At 71.7% G+C, this 16,888-nt stretch carries 15 protein-coding genes and 1 pseudogene; 11 read left to right on the top strand and 5 right to left on the bottom strand.

Annotated features, from left to right (window positions below; genetic code table 11):
* The 3 genes from FHS44_RS40425 to gnd form a co-directional block, all read left to right on the top strand.
* On the top strand, positions 1-226 hold a 226-nt coding region (locus FHS44_RS40425), incomplete at its 5' end, for a hypothetical protein (RefSeq protein ID WP_221461580.1).
* Positions 227-497: 271 nt separating this feature from the next.
* Positions 498-2,105: a serine/threonine-protein kinase gene (locus FHS44_RS33680; RefSeq protein ID WP_184722372.1), complete on the top strand. Its 1,608-nt coding sequence runs from the start codon at positions 498-500 to the stop codon at positions 2,103-2,105.
* 53 nt (positions 2,106-2,158) lie between these two features.
* Positions 2,159-3,589, top strand: coding sequence for an NADP-dependent phosphogluconate dehydrogenase (gene gnd, locus FHS44_RS33675; protein ID WP_184722369.1), 1,431 nt, complete (start codon positions 2,159-2,161; stop codon positions 3,587-3,589).
* Positions 3,590-3,669: 80 nt separating this feature from the next.
* On the opposite strand, the gene FHS44_RS42550 is transcribed toward gnd, so the two are convergent.
* Positions 3,670-4,287: a TetR/AcrR family transcriptional regulator gene (locus tag FHS44_RS42550; RefSeq protein ID WP_184722366.1), complete on the bottom strand. Its 618-nt coding sequence runs from the start codon at positions 4,285-4,287 to the stop codon at positions 3,670-3,672.
* Between the two features lie 63 nt (positions 4,288-4,350).
* Here FHS44_RS42550 and FHS44_RS33665 point away from each other — a divergent pair, with 63 nt between their 5' ends.
* From FHS44_RS33665 to FHS44_RS33645, 5 genes are all read left to right on the top strand, one after another.
* Positions 4,351-6,384 carry a HelD family protein gene (locus FHS44_RS33665; protein WP_184722430.1) on the top strand — a complete coding sequence of 678 codons (2,034 nt, stop codon included), beginning with the start codon at positions 4,351-4,353 and terminating at the stop codon, positions 6,382-6,384.
* A 109-nt stretch (positions 6,385-6,493) separates the two neighbouring features.
* Positions 6,494-7,270 carry a hypothetical protein gene (locus FHS44_RS33660; protein WP_184722363.1) on the top strand — a complete coding sequence of 259 codons (777 nt, stop codon included), beginning with the start codon at positions 6,494-6,496 and terminating at the stop codon, positions 7,268-7,270.
* Positions 7,267-8,367, top strand: a complete 1,101-nt coding sequence (locus FHS44_RS33655; RefSeq protein WP_184722361.1) for a hypothetical protein — start codon at positions 7,267-7,269, stop codon at positions 8,365-8,367. The genes FHS44_RS33660 and FHS44_RS33655 overlap by 4 nt, the downstream gene beginning before the upstream one ends.
* Positions 8,364-9,851 carry a hypothetical protein gene (locus tag FHS44_RS33650; protein ID WP_184722358.1) on the top strand — a complete coding sequence of 496 codons (1,488 nt, stop codon included), beginning with the start codon at positions 8,364-8,366 and terminating at the stop codon, positions 9,849-9,851. The genes FHS44_RS33655 and FHS44_RS33650 overlap by 4 nt, the downstream gene beginning before the upstream one ends.
* Entirely contained in the window at positions 9,848-11,173 is a 1,326-nt protein-coding gene (locus FHS44_RS33645) for an AAA family ATPase (RefSeq protein WP_312863913.1), read from the top strand. The genes FHS44_RS33650 and FHS44_RS33645 overlap by 4 nt, the downstream gene beginning before the upstream one ends.
* Positions 11,174-11,177: 4 nt before the next feature.
* Here the strand turns inward: FHS44_RS33645 and FHS44_RS33640 are convergent, their stop codons facing one another.
* From FHS44_RS33640 to FHS44_RS33630, 3 genes are read right to left on the bottom strand one after another with little or no spacing between them, the layout of a single operon-like run.
* Positions 11,178-11,714 (bottom strand): AAA family ATPase, encoded by a 537-nt coding sequence (locus FHS44_RS33640; protein ID WP_184722355.1) that lies wholly within the window; start codon positions 11,712-11,714, stop codon positions 11,178-11,180.
* Positions 11,715-12,137, bottom strand: coding sequence for a nucleoside deaminase (locus tag FHS44_RS33635; protein ID WP_184722352.1), 423 nt, complete (start codon positions 12,135-12,137; stop codon positions 11,715-11,717). It abuts the gene before it with no gap.
* Positions 12,134-12,976, bottom strand: coding sequence for an LLM class flavin-dependent oxidoreductase (locus tag FHS44_RS33630; RefSeq protein WP_312863912.1), 843 nt, complete (start codon positions 12,974-12,976; stop codon positions 12,134-12,136). Before FHS44_RS33630 ends, FHS44_RS33635 begins: the two co-directional genes overlap by 4 nt.
* Positions 12,977-13,080: 104 nt before the next feature.
* Between FHS44_RS33630 and FHS44_RS33625 the strand changes: the two genes are divergently transcribed.
* Positions 13,081-13,527, top strand: coding sequence for an Lrp/AsnC family transcriptional regulator (locus FHS44_RS33625; RefSeq protein ID WP_184722347.1), 447 nt, complete (start codon positions 13,081-13,083; stop codon positions 13,525-13,527).
* A 2-nt stretch (positions 13,528-13,529) separates the two neighbouring features.
* On the opposite strand, the gene FHS44_RS33620 is transcribed toward FHS44_RS33625, so the two are convergent.
* A complete protein-coding gene (locus tag FHS44_RS33620; RefSeq protein WP_184722344.1) occupies positions 13,530-14,396 on the bottom strand; it encodes a helix-turn-helix transcriptional regulator in 867 nt (288 codons plus the stop codon).
* Between the two features lie 112 nt (positions 14,397-14,508).
* Here FHS44_RS33620 and FHS44_RS33615 point away from each other — a divergent pair, with 112 nt between their 5' ends.
* Positions 14,509-15,888, top strand: coding sequence for an MFS transporter (locus FHS44_RS33615; protein WP_184722341.1), 1,380 nt, complete (start codon positions 14,509-14,511; stop codon positions 15,886-15,888).
* Between the two features lie 84 nt (positions 15,889-15,972).
* Positions 15,973-16,887: pseudogene (locus FHS44_RS33610) on the top strand (IS982 family transposase).
* Position 16,888 lies beyond the last annotated feature (1 nt).

Raw genomic sequence — 16,888 nt, 5'->3', positions numbered from 1 at the left:
CCACGTGCTAGACGTGTGGGACGGGTTTGTGCTTCATGCACTGGCTTTTAGCACACTGTTGAGTTCTCAAGAAACGGACGCGTTCACCGTCCCCCTGAACCCTTTCGGGCCGGAATTCCGGGGCGTTTCGTTTCGTTCATTTCGTTGTGTCTTTATTCTTTCAGACCCGCTTTTTCGTGTCAAACCGATCCGACCGGATCCATTTGATTCGTCCAAGCCTGCCTGAAGGGAATTCAGACCACTCCGTCTCCGGAGCAACCCTTCCAATTTACTCCGGCATCCGGAACATGTCGAACCGAAACGACCGGGACACACGTGTCTCAGTCGAGAGTCGATCGGAAGGATTCCCAGGGTCTCGACGGCGTTGCCGGAGCCCTCGGGCCAGGTGACTCTACGTCCCCCGGGGAACGTCGTCAAATCGAGGCCGAGTGCCTGGTCACCACGCAGCCGGGACGACCGTGGACTCCGATAACCTGCCCGTCGTCAGGAGGTGGCAGATGGCCGAGGCAGGCGCCTTTTCAGTACCGGGCTACGAGATATCCGGCGTGCTCGGCCAGGGCGGTTTCGGAATCGTCTACCGGGCCAGGCAGCTGGCGGTCGACCGGGAGGTCGCGCTCAAGGTCGACAACCGCGTTCTGGTCTCCGAGCGTGACCGTCGCCGCTTCATGCGGGAGGTCACCTCGGCGGGAGCCCTGTCCGGGCACCCCCATGTCGCCCATGTCTACGACGCCGGGGTGCTCGCCGACGGCAGGCCGTACATGGTGCTGGAGCTGTGTCCGGGTGGGTCGCTGCTCGACCGGTTGCGTTCCGAGGGACCGCTGGCGCCCGCGGAGGTCGCCGACATCGGTATCCGGATCGCCGACGCGCTGGCCGCCGCCCACGCGGCGGGGGTGCTGCACCGGGACATCAAACCGGCCAACATCCTGATCAACCGGTACGGCAACGTCGTGCTGTCCGACTTCGGACTGGCGACCATGCCCTCCGCGGGGGGTGAGGCGTCGGTGACCAGAGAGTCGCTGACCCCCGCCTACGCGCCGCCCGAGGCGTTCGACCTGTCGGAGCCCTCCGCGGCGGGAGACGTCTACTCCCTGGCCGCCACGCTCTACGCGCTGCTGTCCGGGCGTCCTCCCCGCTTCCCGGAGAGCGGGGTGGCCAACATCGCGGTCATCATGGCCCTGCACCGGCTGCCCATCCCGGAGATCCCCGGGGTGCCGCCCCAGTTGACGGCCGTGCTCCGGCAGGCCATGGACAGCGATCCCGCGCGCCGTACTCCCTCCGTCGCCGCGCTGCGGGACGCTCTCACCGACCTGCACCTTGAGCGGGAGGCCCCGGGTGGCAGGCCGATGCCGCCGCGACCGGCTCCCGTTCCGCCGCCGCCCGTCGTCCAGGGAGGGCCCGCGCCGTACGCCTCGGGGCACCGTCCTGTTCCGCACGCGTCGTACGGCGCGCCGGGGCGGGAGGTGATGCGCGCGCACCTGACCTCGCCCGGTGTCCAGGGGCTCGGCACGACCCAGTCACCGGCCAAGCATGCCGCGGTGCCCACGGGTGGCTCGAACACGCGGGTGTTCGTCGCGATCGCGGCGGCCTTCGCGATCCTGCTGCTCGCGGGGGTCGGGCTGATGCTCATGGAGAGCTTCGGAAGCCCGGCGAGCACCTCGGAGACCGGGGGAAGCCAGGGGGCGAAGGCCGAGGTCGCCACGGTCACGCAGGGATGCCCCGCGGCGGCCGTGACCGGTGCCCGTGCCTCGTGCGTGGAGAAGGCCGAGTGCTGGGGCGGGCTCGTCGTGATCGCGGGTGACGCCTCGGCGCGGTCCGTCGGGTGCGCGGAGCCGCACTCGTGGGAGACGTTCGCGATCGCCACGCTGCCGAGCGGGCTCACCCACGACATGAGCGTCGTCGAGCGCGATCCGACGGTGCGCAAGGCGTGCGCGGCGTCGGTCATGCTGGCCTCCCGGCGCGGTGCCGCGCTCAAGGTCGTCCCGACGAAGTGGCAGACCACGGTGCTGCCGCCGTCGAAGGCGGAGTTCGCCTCGGGGGTGCGGACCTACCGCTGTCTCGGCGGCGTTCTCGGCGACGACCAGAAGGGCCCGTCCTTCAGACCCTGAGAGCCGGGCGGTGCAAACTGGGCATCCTTAAACGTAATAGGGGGTGTCACGATATGACTCAGGCGCAGATAGGTGTGACCGGTCTGGCGGTGATGGGCGCGAACCTCGCCCGCAACCTCGCCAGGCACGGGCACGTGGTCGCGGTGCACAACAGGTCCCTGTCACGGACCACGAAGCTGGTCGAGGAGCACGGGGACGAGGGAACCTTCCTCGCCTGCGAGACTCCCGAGGAGTTCGTCGCGGCGCTGGAGCGTCCCCGGCGCGTCCTCATCATGGTCAAGGCCGGGGCGCCGACGGACGCGGTGATCGAGGAGTTCGCCCCGCTGCTCGAACCGGGTGACATGCTCGTCGACGGCGGGAACGCGCACTTCCTCGACACCCGCAGGCGGGAGGCGGCGCTGCGGGAGCGGGGCATCCACTTCGTCGGCACCGGGGTCTCCGGCGGCGAGGAGGGCGCGCTGCTCGGGCCGAGCATCATGCCGGGTGGCTCGAAGGAGTCGTACGCGGCGCTCGGGCCGTTGCTTGAGGACATCTCGGCGAAGGTGGACGGGGTGCCGTGCTGCACGCACATCGGTCCCGACGGGGCGGGTCACTTCGTCAAGATGGTGCACAACGGCATCGAGTACGCCGACATGCAGCTCATCGCCGAGGCCTACGACCTGCTGCGGCACGGGACCGGGCTTGATCCGGCGCGGCTGGCCGACGTCTTCGACGAGTGGAACCGGGGTGAGCTGTCCTCCTACCTCATCGAGATCACCGCCGAGGTGCTCAGGCAGGTGGACGCCTCGACCGGCAGGCCGCTGGTGGACGTGATCGCCGACCGGGCGGAGCAGAAGGGCACCGGGCGCTGGACGGTGCAGATCGCGCTCGACCTGGGTGTGCCGGTGAGCGGGATCGCCGAGGCCGTCTTCGCCCGTTCCGTCTCCGGCCACGTGGAGCTGCGGGAGGCGGCCCGTGGGCTTCCCGGCCCCTCGGGGGTGACGGACAAGGCGCTGGGTGAGGAGTTCGTCGAGGACGTACGGCGGGCGCTGTACGCGTCGAAGATCATCGCCTACGCGCAGGGGTTCGACCAGATCAGGGCCGGGAGCGCCGAGTACGGCTGGGACGTCGATCCCGGCGCGCTGGCCACGATCTGGCGGGGTGGCTGCATCATCAGGGCCGTCTTCCTCGACCGGATCCGCGAGGCCTACGAGGAGGAGACGCCGCCGGTGACGCTGCTGACCGCGCCGCTCTTCGTCGAGGCGCTCGGCTTGGCGCAGGACTCGTGGCGGCGGGTGGTGGCGAAGGCGGCAGAGCTGGGCATTCCGGTGCCCGGTTTCTCCACGGCGCTCGCCTACTACGACTCGCTGCGGGCCGAGCGGCTGCCCGCCGCCCTGATCCAGGGGCAGCGCGACTTCTTCGGCGCGCACACCTACCGGCGGACGGACCGGGAGGGCAGCTTCCACACCCTGTGGTCCGGTGACCGCTCCGAGGTGGGTGCCTGACCTGGGCTGACGCTCCGAGCGGGGCGCCGTTCCCTCACGGGGGCGGCGCCCCGTCTGTCGTGTGGGCCCGCCGTACCCGATCAGCCCAGGTCGGGTAGGAGACCGAAGGCGTGGTCGGCGGCGGCCACCGCGGACGGGTGGACCTCGTCGGCGCTCTCTCCCCGCGTGAGCCTGGCCCAGTTTCGCCTGGCCAGGACTCGTTGTACGGCGAGCGTCTGGGCGGCGACGAGCCGGGCGGTGAGGTCGTCGGCGGCCTCCCCAAAAGCCTCCCCGAGGGCCTCGGCCAGGGCCTCCTCGTCCTTGGTCGTGTGGTGCATGAGCCTGGCGGCGAGGCCGGGGGTCGAGAAGATCATCCGGTGGTAGGCGAGCACCGTCGGGTGGTCGTTGAGCCCCGTCACGGGGTCGCGGCGTTCGAGTCCTTCGAGGAAGTGACGGTGGAGGGCGGCCAGGGGTCTCTCGTCCCGGGGGCGGTGCCGTACGACCCGTGCGGACTCCTCGTGGTGGTCGGAGATGCGGTGGAGGACGAGGTCCTCCTTCGAGGCGAAGTACTTGAACAGCGTCGGCTTGGAGACCCCCGCGGCGGCGGCGACCTCGGCCACGGACACCTCGTCGAAGCCCCGCTCAAGGAACAGGGTGATCGCCGCCGTGGAGATCGCGTCGTGGACCTGCTGTCTCTTGAGCTGCCGGAGTCCTGTCACCCGTCCAACCTAACAGGTACTTAACCGGGTTAATATCTTAACTCGGTTAAGCTTTGAGGGGTGATGCTGGTGACCGGCACCGGACTCGACGGGGAGCGGGCCTACCTGGAGGAGTGCAGGGCGGCGCTGCGCGGGATGCTCGACGGCGCGCGGCTGAACGTCGTCGTGGGCGAGCACGTGGCGGGTGACCGCTACAGCGCCGAGCGGCTGGGACGCCATCTCAAGAGCCTCGCGAAACAGCTCGCCGAGGAGCCGGAGGGGCCCGCGTTCTTCGGCCGTCTCGACTTCGGCGACGGGCCGGACGCGGGTGACCACCGGGGGCAGCGCTACTACGTCGGGCGGCGGCACATCTCCGGGAGGACCGGCGAACAGCCGCTGGTGCTCGACTGGCGCGCACCCGTCTCGACCGTGTTCTACCAGGCCGACACGCGTGACCCCCGGGGTGTCACGGTGCGCCGCAGGTTCGGCTGGTCGGGGAATCCTCCCGCCCTGACCGGTTTCGAGGACGAGCGGCTCGGCGAGGGCGGCGCCCTGCGGACGGCGAGCCGGATCCTGGCCGAGGAGATCGAACGGCCCCGCGTCGGCCCGATGCGCGACATCGTCGCCACAATCCAGCCCGAGCAGGACGAGCTGGTCCGCGCCGGGATCGGGGAGTCGATCTGCGTCCAGGGGGCGCCGGGCACCGGGAAGACCGCCGTCGGCCTGCACCGCGCCGCCTATCTGCTCTACACCCACCGGCGGCGGCTCACCGGGAGCGGGGTGCTGATCCTCGGCCCCAACCGGGCGTTCCTCGGCTACGTCTCGGCGGTGCTGCCCGCCCTCGGCGAGATGGACGTCGAGCAGACGACCCTGGAGGAACTGCTGGCCCCGGAGCTGCCCAAGGGGTCCGACGGGGAGGCCACGGCGGTGGTCAAGCACGACGCGCGGATGGCCGAGGTGCTGTGCAGGGCGCTCTACGGTCGGGTCGTACGGCCCGGCGGCCCGCTGGCCGTGCCCGACGGGGCCTATCGCTGGCGGGTGTCCGAGGAGGAGCTGGACCGGGTCGTCTCCGACACGCTGCGGGAGGCGCCGCCGTACGGGATCGGGCGGGAGCGGGTGCTGTCGCGGCTGACCGCGCTCCTGCGGGTGCGGGCCGAGGCGCGGGGGCGGACTACCGACACGGCGTGGACGCGCGGGACCGCCAGGGCGGTCAGGGAGTTCCTGAACGCGGTGTGGCCGGTGGCGCGGCCCAGGGAGGTCGTGGCCGAGCTGCTGTCCGATCCGGCCGTGCTGGCGAGGGCGGCCGACGGGATCCTCACCTCCGATGAGCAGTCGGCGCTCCTGTGGGCGAGGCCACCGCGCTCGTTCAGGAGTGCCAGGTGGTCGGCGGCGGACGCCGTGCTCCTCGACGAGGTCGCGGGGCTGATCGAGCGTCCCAGGGGATACGGGCACGTCATCGTGGACGAGGCCCAGGACCTGTCGCCGATGCAGTGCGGGGCCGTCGCGCGCAGGAGCGAGCACGGTTCGCTCACCGTGCTGGGCGACCTGGCGCAGGGCACCACGCCGTGGGCGGCGCGGAGCTGGCCCGAGCAACTGGCCGCCCTGGGCAAGCCGGGGGCGGCGACGGTCGCGCTGACGACCGGGTTCCGGGTGCCGGGGGCGGTGGTCACGCTGGCCAACCGGCTGCTCGACGAGCTGGCGGTGGAGGTGCCGAGGACGCGTTCGTTCCGGGGTGACGGGTCGCTGCGGTTCCATCCGACGTCCGACCTCGCGGGGACGACGGCGCGGGTGGTGCGGGAGGCGCTGGCCCACGAGGGCTCGGTCGGGCTCGTGGCCGCCGACGACGCGCTCGACGAGCTGGCGGGAGCGGTCAGGGCCTCGGGGGTCGAGATCGCGACGCTCGGCGAGGACTCCCACGGCGCCCGGGTCACCGCCGTGCCCGCGACGCTGGCCAAGGGACTTGAGTACGACCACGTGGTGGTGGCCGAGCCCGCGGCCGTCGTGGAGGCGGAGCCGAAAGGGGTGAACCGGCTCTACGTCGTGCTGACCCGTGCCGTCTCACGGCTTGAGGTGGTACACACCCGCCCGCTTCCCCCAGGAATCGCCCCACCTATTTAGCTGGATATATCCCCTTTATCCGCATATATCCGCTCAATGAAACGCCACGAATGCTGGAAATCGCTGGAATACACAGGAGGCTGGTGGAACTCCTGTTACGCTCCGTGCCGTGAGTGAATCACTGGACGCGCTGGAGCTGCGGATAGCCGAGCTCCGCGCCCAGGTACGGCGCGCGGTCAAGGCGAGGGACAACACGCTGGCGCGGTCGTTACGGGGAGATCTGCGCCGGGCCGAGCAGGCCTGGGACCGCGCGGTCGGCGCCGGGGAGCCGGAGTCGCCGCAGGAGCGGGAGGCGCCGCTGCTGCCGGTCAGGGAGCAGGTCCACCAGGCGCTGGCGCTGCTCGGGGTGCCCTCGGCCGTCAGGATGATCGTCGCGGTGAACGACGCGTTCTTCTCCGGCGCGCTGCGTGGCCCCCAGCTCACCAGCCTGCGCCGGGACGAGGAGCGCTCCTTCCGCGGGGATCCCTACGCACGCCCCTACTACCTGTGCGCCGCGCTGACCGACCGCCTCTCCCCCGCGAGAGGACTGCTCGCCGACAGCACCTGGGAGCCGGAGCGTCGGGTGCTCGGACCGCTGAGCCCGCGCGTCGACTTCCTCGTCTCGGCCATGCGCGTCGCCGACAGGCTCGTCCGCATGACCGACCCGCCGCAGGGCGCGCGGCGGCTGCTGCGGCGGATGGCGCAGAACATCCCCGGAGCCGTCGAGGGCCTCGCGCCCGCCGACCCCGAGACCACCATCCGCGCGGCACGCGCCGAGCTTGAGGTGCACCACGCGGCCGACGTGGCGCAGCGGGCCGAGGTCGCGGCGCGGGCGGGCAGGCAGCTGTCCGACGCCGAGCGGCTGTTCGGCGCCGTCGCCCTGAGCACCCTGAGGGGAGCGAGTTGAACGGCAGGCTGGACAGGCTGCGCGGCCCCGTGCCGTCGCGCCCGCACGACGCCCGCGCCATCGCGGCACTGGCCGCCAACCCCGGCTGCGCGCGCAGGGCGCTGCTGGACGCGGCGGGCGTCGACAAGGACCGTACGGCCAGACACCTGGGCTTTCCCGCGCCCTTCGGCCAGTCCCAGTTCGCGATCACCCGGGGAAACTCCTTCGAGACCGTGGTGAAGGAGAACGGCTGCGCCGAGCTGCTGCGGCTGCTGCGCGAGCTGCTCAAGCTGCCCGTGGCCGAGGTCGGCTACCAGGACGTGGAGAGCGTCGGCGCCCACCTGCGCCACTCCCACACCAGGGCGCTGGTCGACAGGGCCGCGCGGGAGGACGGTCCCGCCGTCTTCTACGACCACCCGCTGCTCAGCCTGCGGATCGCCGGGCACGTCTGCTACCTGGAGCCGGACGTGGTCGCCTTCCAGGTGGAGGGACGCTTCCACATCGTGGAGATCAAGTCGTTCAGCGTCATCGACGGGCAGGCCGAGCCGAGGAAGGTCGCCGCGGCGGCCAGGCAGGCCGCGGTCTACGTGCTGGCGCTGCGCGCGCTGCTGGCCGACCTGGGACACGCCGAGGAGCGGGTCTCCCACGAGGTCGTCCTGGTCTGCCCGGAGAACTTCGCGAACCAGCCGACGGCCGCCCTGGTCGACGTGCGCAGGCAGCTCGCGGTGCTCAGGCGGCAGCTCACCCGGCTGACCCGGGTGGACACCCTGCTCGACGGGCTTCCCGAGGGGCTCACCTTCGACCTGGCCCCCGGCCAGGACGGGGTGCCGACCCGCCCGGCCGGGGAGGTGGCCGAGGCCCTGTCCCGGGTGCCCGCCCGCTACGCGCCCGACTGCCTGTCCACCTGCGACATGTGCATGTTCTGCCGGGACGAGGCCAGGGAGAGCGGCGCGACCGACCTGCTCGGCCGCCAGGTCCGCGACGAGCTGGGCGGGGTCTCCAGCGTGGCGGAGGCGCTCGGGCTCGCCGAGGGCACCCTGGAACCCGCCGAGGGCCAGGAGGAGATCGCCAGGCTGCTGCGGCTCGCGGAACGGCTGCGCGAGGAGTGCCTGCGATGAGCGCGCTGACGGCGCTGGCGCGGTTGCGCGCCATCAGGGACGGGGTGGCGCAGCCGATCACCACGGTCAGGCACTGTCACGTGGCCCCGCAGCCGATGGTGTTCGTCCCGCTCGCCCTGTCCGGTGAGGCCGCGGCCCCGCTGGCCGCCATGATCGGCACCGATCCCGGCCATCCCCGGCTGCTCGTGGTGCCCCAGCCGCGCAACCGGGACCTGCGCTTCGCCTTCACCGCCGAGCTGGCCGAGGTCGTCCTGCCGTACGTCGAGGGCTTCCGCAAGGACACCGAGACGGTCGAGCGGCGGGGCGGTGAGCCGTACGAGAGGTGCCTTGAGGCGCCGCAGATCCTCGTGCCGAACCGGCAGGGGGCGGCCTTTGTCGGGCTGCTCGGCCGATCGACCCGGTTCCGCAGGATCGACGGGCCCTATCCGGTGCACCCCTCGGTGCCGTTGCTCGGGCGGTGGCTGACCTACTTCGCCGACAGGTCGCAGCAGCCGGGTTCCTGCCTGCTGATGGCGGCGACCGAGGCGCTCGGCCTGCACTGGGCGACCGGGCAGAGCGGTCTTGAGGACGCGAACCTGGCCACGCTGGTCAGCTGGATCGATCCTCCGGCCGGGATGACCGGCGCCCAGGCGGCGCTTGAGGCGGAGGATCCGCTGCTGTGGCCTCCGGCGGGGCCGGTGACCGACCCGGGCTTCGACAACGAGGTGCTCGCCCCGGCCGTGCACGCCTACGAGGAGGCGCCGACCGAGCACTCCGTCGAGCGCATCGCCCAGGCGCTGCGCACCCAGCTCGATCCGACGTGGCGGCTGATGTGGCGGGCGGTCGAGCTGCTGCGGGCGCTGCCCGAGGGGACGCGGGTGAGGGAGCGCTGGGAGACCGACCGGGGGTCGTTCACCCGCTTCACCGAACGGCTCGCGGAGGGCGGTCCGCCGCAGGCGCGCAGGGACGGCGCGGTCGGCGCCGCGGCCAGGCTCGCCGGTCTCGAACGCGCCAGGGCGAGCTACGACGTGCAGCGCGCCTACGACGACCCGCTGGTCATGGCCGAGTACCGCCTGACGGGTGAGGCGTTCGCCGGGACGGTCACGGCGGCCGACCCCGAGCACACCGAGGGCGAGGGCCGCTCCCGCAAGCTCAGGCCGCTGGTCACGGTCACCACGGCCGATCCCGTACGGCAGGCGCCGGGCACGGTGGTCGGCAGCCCGGACCGGCGCGGGCACGCCGCCGAGATCGTCGAGATCTCCGGCGACGAGGGCGTCGAGGCCGTCGAGGTCGTGCTGAAGATCGTCAAGGGGATGGGCCGGGGCAAGTCCCCCACCCCCGGTTCGGTGCCCGAGATCGGGGAGCGGGTCACCTACACCTCGCTGACCGACGACTTCCAGTCCTCGGCCGCGCTGCCCGACCCGGAGCTGACGCCGTGGACGCACGGCGGCCCCCCGCAGGAGTACGTGCCCAGTGACGAGGACGCCCAGGAGGAGTGGTCGTGAGGATTCTCCGTGACGACGAGGCCGGGCGGATGACGCCGGGGCAGGAGGCGGCGGCCGTCGTCGAGGCGGTCCTGGCCGACCTGCCCCGCAACCGGGGCGTGGTCGTCGACTCCCCGCCCGGGGCGGGCAAGTCCACGCTGGTGGTCAGGGCCGCGGCGCACATCGCCGAGACGGGCGAGCCGCTGATGATCGTGGCGCAGACCAACGAGCAGGTTGACGACCTGGTCAACCGGCTGGCCACCGACCATCCCGACCTCACCGTCGGGCGGCTGTCCGCGAGCGGCTACGTCACGCCGTCCCGCATCCTGGCCCACCCCAACGTCTCGGTCGCGGGCAAGCTGCCCGACCTGGGCGATCCGGCCGTGGTGATCGCGACCGCGGACAAGTGGGCCTGGATCGGCGACCGGACCTGGCCGTGGGCGATCGTGGACGAGGCCTACCAGATGCGCTCCGACAAGCTGCTGCGCATCGCCTCGCTGTTCGAGCGCTCGCTGTTCGTGGGGGATCCCGGCCAGCTCGACCCGTTCTCGATCGTGGACGGCGACCGCTGGGCGGGGCTGTCCTGGGACCCGGTGCAGAGCGCGGTCTCGGTGCTGCTGCGCCACAATCCCGACCTTCCCGTGCACCGGCTGCCGGTCTCCTGGCGGCTGCCCGCCTCGGCGGCGCCGGTGGTCTCCGAGGCGTTCTACCCGTTCACCGGGTTCAGGGCGGGGACGGAGCACGGCGAGCGCGGACTCGAACTGACCGTGAACGGGATGCGGACCTCCTACGACCGGGCCCTTGAGGAGGCCGCCGCCTCGGGATGGGCTCTGTACGAGCTGCCGAGCCGTCACACCGTGCGCACGGACGCCGAGGCGGTGCAGGCGGTCGCGGTGCTGGCCGTACGGCTGCTGCAGCGGGCTCCCGTGGCGCACTCCGAGCGCGGCAGTCACCGGGTGGGCGCGGACCGGATCGCCATCGGCGCCGCGCACCGCGACCAGGTGGCCGCGATCCGCGCGGCGGGGGTGCCCGAGGAGATCACGGTGGACACCGCCAACCGGCTCCAGGGCCGGGAGTACGACGTGACGATCGTGCTCCACCCCCTGTCGGGGCGCAGGGACGCGACAGCGTTCCACCTGGAGTCGGGGCGGCTGTGCGTGCTGACCTCGCGGCACCGGCACGCCTGCGTCGTGGTGGCCAGGGCGGGCATCCCCGAGCTGCTCGACGCCCACCCGTCCGCCGAGCCGGTCCAGCTCGGGGTGCCGGTGAAGTTCCCCGACGGCTGGGAGGCCAACCAGGCGGTCCTCGCCCACCTGGCCAAGCACCGGATCACCGCGCACTGACCCGTCAGGAGAGGTGCTTCCTGACCGCCGCCGTCCGGTCCGGCAGCGTGCCCGGGGCGATCGGCACGCACTCGTAGCCGAGTGAGGTGTAGGCGTCCCGGTGGACCTGCTCGAACCGCAGCGACTCCTCGTAGGTGATCCGTCGCGCGTCGGTCGGGGTGACGAATCCGAGGCTCTGCACGAAGAGTACCTCCCTGGCGTAGATCCGCTGGGCCTGGACGCGTTCCAGCTCGCGGGACAGGGCCGGGGAGATGGGATGGCCGAGATAGGTGGCCAGGGCGTAGGTGCAGACGGGCGAGCGGTCGTAGATCTGCACCTCGTCGGGTAGGGCCGCGGCCCGTTCCTGCCGTCGGCGCTGCAGGGCGGCGATCTCCTCCACGAAGGACGGCTTCGTCCACGGCTCGGGGTCGCCCCGGGCCTGTCGCAGGGCGATGACGTCGGTCGCCGCCTCCTCGACGACGGTGTAGCCGTCATATTCCAGTTGGCGCAGGATCGCTGTCTTCCCGGCGCCGGGGGTGCCGGTCAGGATGTGGCGCCTCATCTAGTAGTAGCCCTCGACCGGGACGCGGGCCTCCTCGTAGAGGGCTGGGCCCTCCTGGGGCACGTCGGGGAAGTCGCCGCCCGGTTTGAGGGCGACGAGCTGCTCGCCGGACAGGGCGAACACGACGCGGCCGAGCCCGGAGCGCTGGATCGCCCCCGCGCACATCGGGCAGGGCTGGCAGCTCGTGTACATGGTCGTGGCGGCCGCGGTCGCGGGGTCGAGTTCGCGGGCCGCCCAGCGGGCCAGCTTCAGTTCGGGGTGCGCGCTGATGTCGGCGTCGGTGAGGGTGGTGTTGCGCTCCTCGGCGAGCACCCGGCCTTCCGCGTCGGCCAGCAGCGAGCCGAAGGGCGGGTTGCCGCCCGCCCTGGCCTCCGCGGCGAGTTCGATCGCGCGGCGCAGGAGTCGTTCCTTGTTGTCCGTCATGGTTGCTCCGTTCGTGGGCGCCTGTCCCGGTTGGCGGCGACGGTGGCGAGCATCTGCCATTTCACCGCCGGGTTGAGGGTCTCGTCGGGGTCGCCGTCGAACGGGTCGAGCACGACCGTCTCCGCGCCGAGCAGCCGGAGCTGTTCGAGGTCGGCGACCACCTGTTCGACGGTGCCCTCGCCCGCGCGCCGGTCGGGGCCGGTGACGGGTGAAGGGGTGATCCGCAGGACGATCCGGGGGGCGAAGGCGGGGACCGGCCGCTCGCCCGCGATGGTCCTCATCCTGCCGACCGCCTCGCGCAGCCAGGGGAGGGTGTTGCGCAGCGGGTGCCAGGCGTCGCCGAGCCGTACGGCCCTGCCGATGGCGGCGTCGCTATTGCCGCCGACCCACAGCGGGATCGGCCCGGCGCGGTAGTCCTCGGTGTCGTCCCTAGCGGCCCGCAGCGCGACGAGGGTCTCGTCGGTGATCCTCCCGCGCCGGTCGAACGGCACGCCGAGCGCCGCGAACTCCTGCTCGGCCCAGCCGGGGGCCACGCCGATGACCAGCCTGCCGCCGCTGAGCTGGTTGAGGTTGGCGGCCATGCGGGTGGTCAGGAGCGGGTGCCGGTACGGTGCCACGAGCACGGTGGTGCCGAGCCCGATCCTGTCGGTGACTCCGGCGAGCCAGGACAGGGTCGTGAAGGGCTCGTAGAACGGCGCCGGATACTGCCTGGCGACGTCGGGTGTCACCACGACGTGGTCGGAGACCATCAGCAGGTCGAAGCCGAGCCCCTCGACCGTCCGCGCCCAGTCGCGCAGGACGCCGGGGTCGGTGCCTGGCCCAAAGTTCGGAACGTTCACCCCTATTCTCACCCGTTCAGGCTATCCAGGCGTTCCCCAGGATTTAAGGGCTTTCTCCCTGCCTTAAGCGGATATATCCGGGACTCTGCCGGTAGTTTGGCGGGATGGCCGAGAATCTCGATCCGACCGACTGGGCGATCCTCGCCGAGCTCCAGCGTGACGGCCGTGTCCCGTTCACCGAGCTGGGGCGGCGGGTGAGCCTCAGCTCCTCGGCGGTGACCGAACGGGTCAGGCGCCTTGAGGCGGCGGGCGTCATCACCGGCTACCGCGCGGAGATCGACCTGGAGAGGGCCGGGTTCGCGGTGCTCGCCGTGGTGCGCCTGAAGTATCCCGGCAACCGGCACGAACCGCTGCACCGGCTGCTCGCCGTACGGACCGAGATCCTGGAGTGTCTGCGCACCACGGGTGACGACTGTTATGTGCTGAAGGTCGCCGCGACCTCCATGGGGCACCTGGAGCGGCTGGTCGGGGAGCTGGCCGAGTTCGGGAGCACGACCACCAACGTCGTCTACAGCAGGACGCTGCCCTACAGGGGCCCGCTGCCGCCCTGAGGTCAGTGGGTGTGCTCGGCGACCGGGGGGATCTCGGGGTGCGCGCTGATCCAGGCGATGCGCTCGCGGTCCTCCTCGCCGACCGGGGTGTAGACGACCATCCGCGCCTCCTGTGGCGCCGCCAGGCTCAGGCTCGTGGAGACCGTGCGCACCTCCCCCGCCTCGCAGTGCCGGAACGCCTTCGTCCTGCTGCCCGGCCTGGCCACGTCGTGCGCCGCCCACATCCGGGCGAACTCGGGGCTCTCCGCCGAGAGCGCGCGGACGAAGTCGGTCCAGGCGGGCTCGCCGAGGTGGCGTCCGAAGCCCGCCCGCAGGGTCGCGACCAGCTGCGGCAGCTCGGCCTCGCGGTCGATCATCGGCAGGCAGCAGGAGCGGGCGACGAAGATCTGCCAGAGCGCGTTGCGGGTGGCGGGCGGCGCCGTGACGATGTTCGGGAACAGCGCGCCGTACGTCCGGTTCCAGGCGAGCACGTCGTAGCGGCCGTTGTAGACGACGGCGGGCAGCGGGTCGAGCCGGTCGAGGATCAACTGGACCTCGGGTTCGAGACCGCCGTGGTCGGGAGGCTGGGGCACGCTCGGCAGGTCGGCGAGCCGGTACAGGTGCTCGCGCTCGGCCTCGTCGAGCCGGAGCGTCCTGGAGATCGCGTCGAGCACCTGGACGCTGACGTTGATCGGACGGCCCTGTTCGAGCCAGGTGTACCACGTGACGCCGACCCCGGCGAGCATGGCCACCTCCTCGCGCCGCAGGCCGGGGGTACGGCGGCGCGGCCCGGGGGGCAGCCCGACGGCCTCGGGGGTGATGCGGTCGCGGCGGCTGCGCAGGAAGGAGGCCAGTTCCACCCGGCGGGCACGCTGCCTGGTCACGGTCATCCCCCTATGCTGGCCGACCGGCGGCCGACGGGGAAAGCGGTTGCCGGGTGCTGTCAGTACCAGGATCAGCAGGCTCTCGTTACCGGTATCCACCCGCCGTCACAGTCGTCCCATGACCGCACCACCGATCACGGAGGCCCCGGCCGCTCCCCCGGCTCCCTCCCGCACCCGTCTGCTGCTGACGGTGATCCTCACCGGGCAGTTCATGGCGATCCTGGACGTCTCCATCGTCAACGTCGCCTCCCCGGTGATCCGCTCGGACCTGTCGGCCTCCGGCTCCGGGCTCCAGTTGATCATCTCCGGATACACCATCGCCTACGCGATGCTGCTGATCACCGGTGCCCGCCTCGGCGGCCGGTACGGCGGGCGTCCGCTGTTCCTGTCCGGACTGGCCGTCTTCACCGTGGCCTCCCTGGCCTGCGGTCTGGCCGCCTCCTCCGCGCAGCTCGTCGCCTTCCGGCTCCTGCAGGGCGCGGGAGCCGCCCTGATGGTGCCCCAGGTGCTGATCATGATCCAGACGAACTTCGAGGGGGCCGCGCGGGCCCGCGCGCTCAGCCTGTACGCCACGGTGATCTCGGGGGCCGCCGTGATCGGCCAGGTGCTGGGCGGCGCGCTGGTCTCCGCCGACCTGTTCGGTACGGCGTGGCGCCCGGTGTTCCTGGTGAACGTGCCGATCGGCCTCGCCCTGCTCGTCGCGGGCCTGCGGCTGCTGCCCCGGGGCGGGCCGCGCCGTCACCGCCCGCTCGACCTGCCGGGCCTGGTCACGCTCTCCCTCGCGGTGAGCCTACTGGTGGTGCCGCTGGTGCTGGGCCACGAGCAGGACTGGCCGCTGTGGGGATGGGTCTCGATGGGGGCGAGCGTGGTCTTCGTCGGGCTCTTCGCGCTGGTCGAACGGCGTTCGGCCGCCCCGCTCGTGCCCGCGCGAGTGCTCATGGCCAGGGGGGTGATCCCCTCGGCGCTGGCGGTCTTCGGACTGATGGCGGGCTACGGCGGCTACCTGTTCAGCCTCGCCCTGCACCTGCAGGGCACGCTGGGCGACAGCCCGCTGCGGGCCGGGCTGACGTTCGTGCCCGCCGCGGTCGCCTTCACCGTGTCCAGCCTCAACTGGCGGCGGGTCCCCGAGCGGTTCAGGCGGCCCATGGTCGTCGCCGGGCTCGCCGTGGCGGCGGTCGGCTATCTGGGCCTGGCCCTCGCGCTGAGCGGTGGCGGCCACGGCCAGCCGTTGCTGTGGATCACGCAGGCCGTGGCCGGGTTCGGCATGGGCGCGGTCTTCAGCCCGGTGCTCGCGATCGCCCTCACCCACGTGGCCCCCGAGCACGCCGCGGACGCCAGCGGGCTGTTCGTCATGGTGACCCAGCTCGGCCAGGTCGTCGGCGTGGCCACGTTCGGCACGCTGTACCTCGGCGGGGCGTCGATGACGACCGTCGGGGTGGCGCTGGCCGCGACGATGCTGGCCACCGGGGGCTGCGCGCTCACCCTGCTGCGACGCTGAACCCCCGGGCTGGGCCGTACGGCTAGATGGTTGAGTCCAAGGGATCGCCTGCGGAAATAGGGCGAGGGTGTTCAGGATCCGTTTGTGACGACAGACCTCAACACCCTCGCAACCGCACTCTATGTGAAGATCGACGACGCGTTGAAGGCTTCGCCGGATCTGAGGCCCTGGCGCCCGAAGACCGGCATCGCCCCCAGGCTCAGTGACGCCGAACTGATCACGCTGACAGTGATGTCGGCGCTGCTGGGGTTTGTCTCCGAGCGGCGCTGGCTGCGTCATGCCCGCGCCGAGCTGAGCGACATGTTTGGCCTACCTGCCCGGTCAGTCTGGTTACGGCAAGCGGCTGCGCAAGGCCTCTGGCCTGGTTGCCCACATGATCCGGCTGCTGGCCGCCGACACCTCGCTGTGGAACGACGATGTGTGGGTCGTTGACTCCACCCCGGTGGAATGCGGCCGATCGCGGCAGACGGCCCGGCGCAGCGCGTTGGCCGGATGGGCGCAGTACGGCTATTGCGCCAGTCACTCCCGCTACTTTTGGGGGTTGCGGCTGCATCTGCTGTGCACCCTGGGCGGGTTGCCGGTCGCGTTCGCCCTCACCGGCGCCAAGGCCGACGAGCGCGAGATTCTCCTCGCCATGCTGCAGCAGGTGCCTGACCTGGTGGCGGCCCGTCCGGGACAGACGGTCATCGGGGACAGGAACTACTACGGCCGTGCGTTCGAGCAGGCCCTCGCCGATCGTGGCCTGGTCTTGCTGCGTCCGGCCCGCAAGGGCGAGCCCGAACGGGCCGGAGCACGACTGTTCAAACCGTTGCGGCAGGTTGTCGAATCGGTGAACCAGACGTTCAAGGGGCAGCTTGACCTGGAGCGTCACGGTGGGCGCACACCGGCTGGAGTGGTCATTCGCGTGCTTGCCCGCATCCTCGCGTTGACCACCGCGATCTGGCACAACGACAAGACCGGCCAGTCGATCAACGATCCCTGATCGCCTACGACCACTGAC

Source organism: Streptosporangium saharense, assembly GCF_014203715.1.
In the GTDB taxonomy this organism is placed as follows: Bacteria; Actinomycetota; Actinomycetes; order Streptosporangiales; family Streptosporangiaceae; genus Streptosporangium; species Streptosporangium saharense.
Note: the sequence above shows the minus strand (reverse complement) of the source record. Positions and strands in the feature narration are given on the sequence as shown.

Excerpts from the sequence above, each read along its gene's own strand:
- FHS44_RS33680 (WP_184722372.1), top strand. The coding sequence starts at position 498 with ATGGCCGAGGCAGGCGCCTTTTCAGTACCGGGCTACGAGATATCCGGC.
- gnd (WP_184722369.1), top strand. The coding sequence starts at position 2,159 with ATGACTCAGGCGCAGATAGGTGTGACCGGTCTGGCGGTGATGGGCGCG.
- FHS44_RS33665 (WP_184722430.1), top strand. The coding sequence starts at position 4,351 with ATGCTGGTGACCGGCACCGGACTCGACGGGGAGCGGGCCTACCTGGAG.
- FHS44_RS33650 (WP_184722358.1), top strand. The coding sequence starts at position 8,364 with ATGAGCGCGCTGACGGCGCTGGCGCGGTTGCGCGCCATCAGGGACGGG.
- FHS44_RS33640 (WP_184722355.1), bottom strand. The coding sequence starts at position 11,714 with ATGAGGCGCCACATCCTGACCGGCACCCCCGGCGCCGGGAAGACAGCG.
- FHS44_RS33635 (WP_184722352.1), bottom strand. The coding sequence starts at position 12,137 with ATGACGGACAACAAGGAACGACTCCTGCGCCGCGCGATCGAACTCGCC.
- FHS44_RS33625 (WP_184722347.1), top strand. The coding sequence starts at position 13,081 with ATGGCCGAGAATCTCGATCCGACCGACTGGGCGATCCTCGCCGAGCTC.
- FHS44_RS33620 (WP_184722344.1), bottom strand. The coding sequence starts at position 14,396 with ATGACCGTGACCAGGCAGCGTGCCCGCCGGGTGGAACTGGCCTCCTTC.
- FHS44_RS33615 (WP_184722341.1), top strand. The coding sequence starts at position 14,509 with ATGACCGCACCACCGATCACGGAGGCCCCGGCCGCTCCCCCGGCTCCC.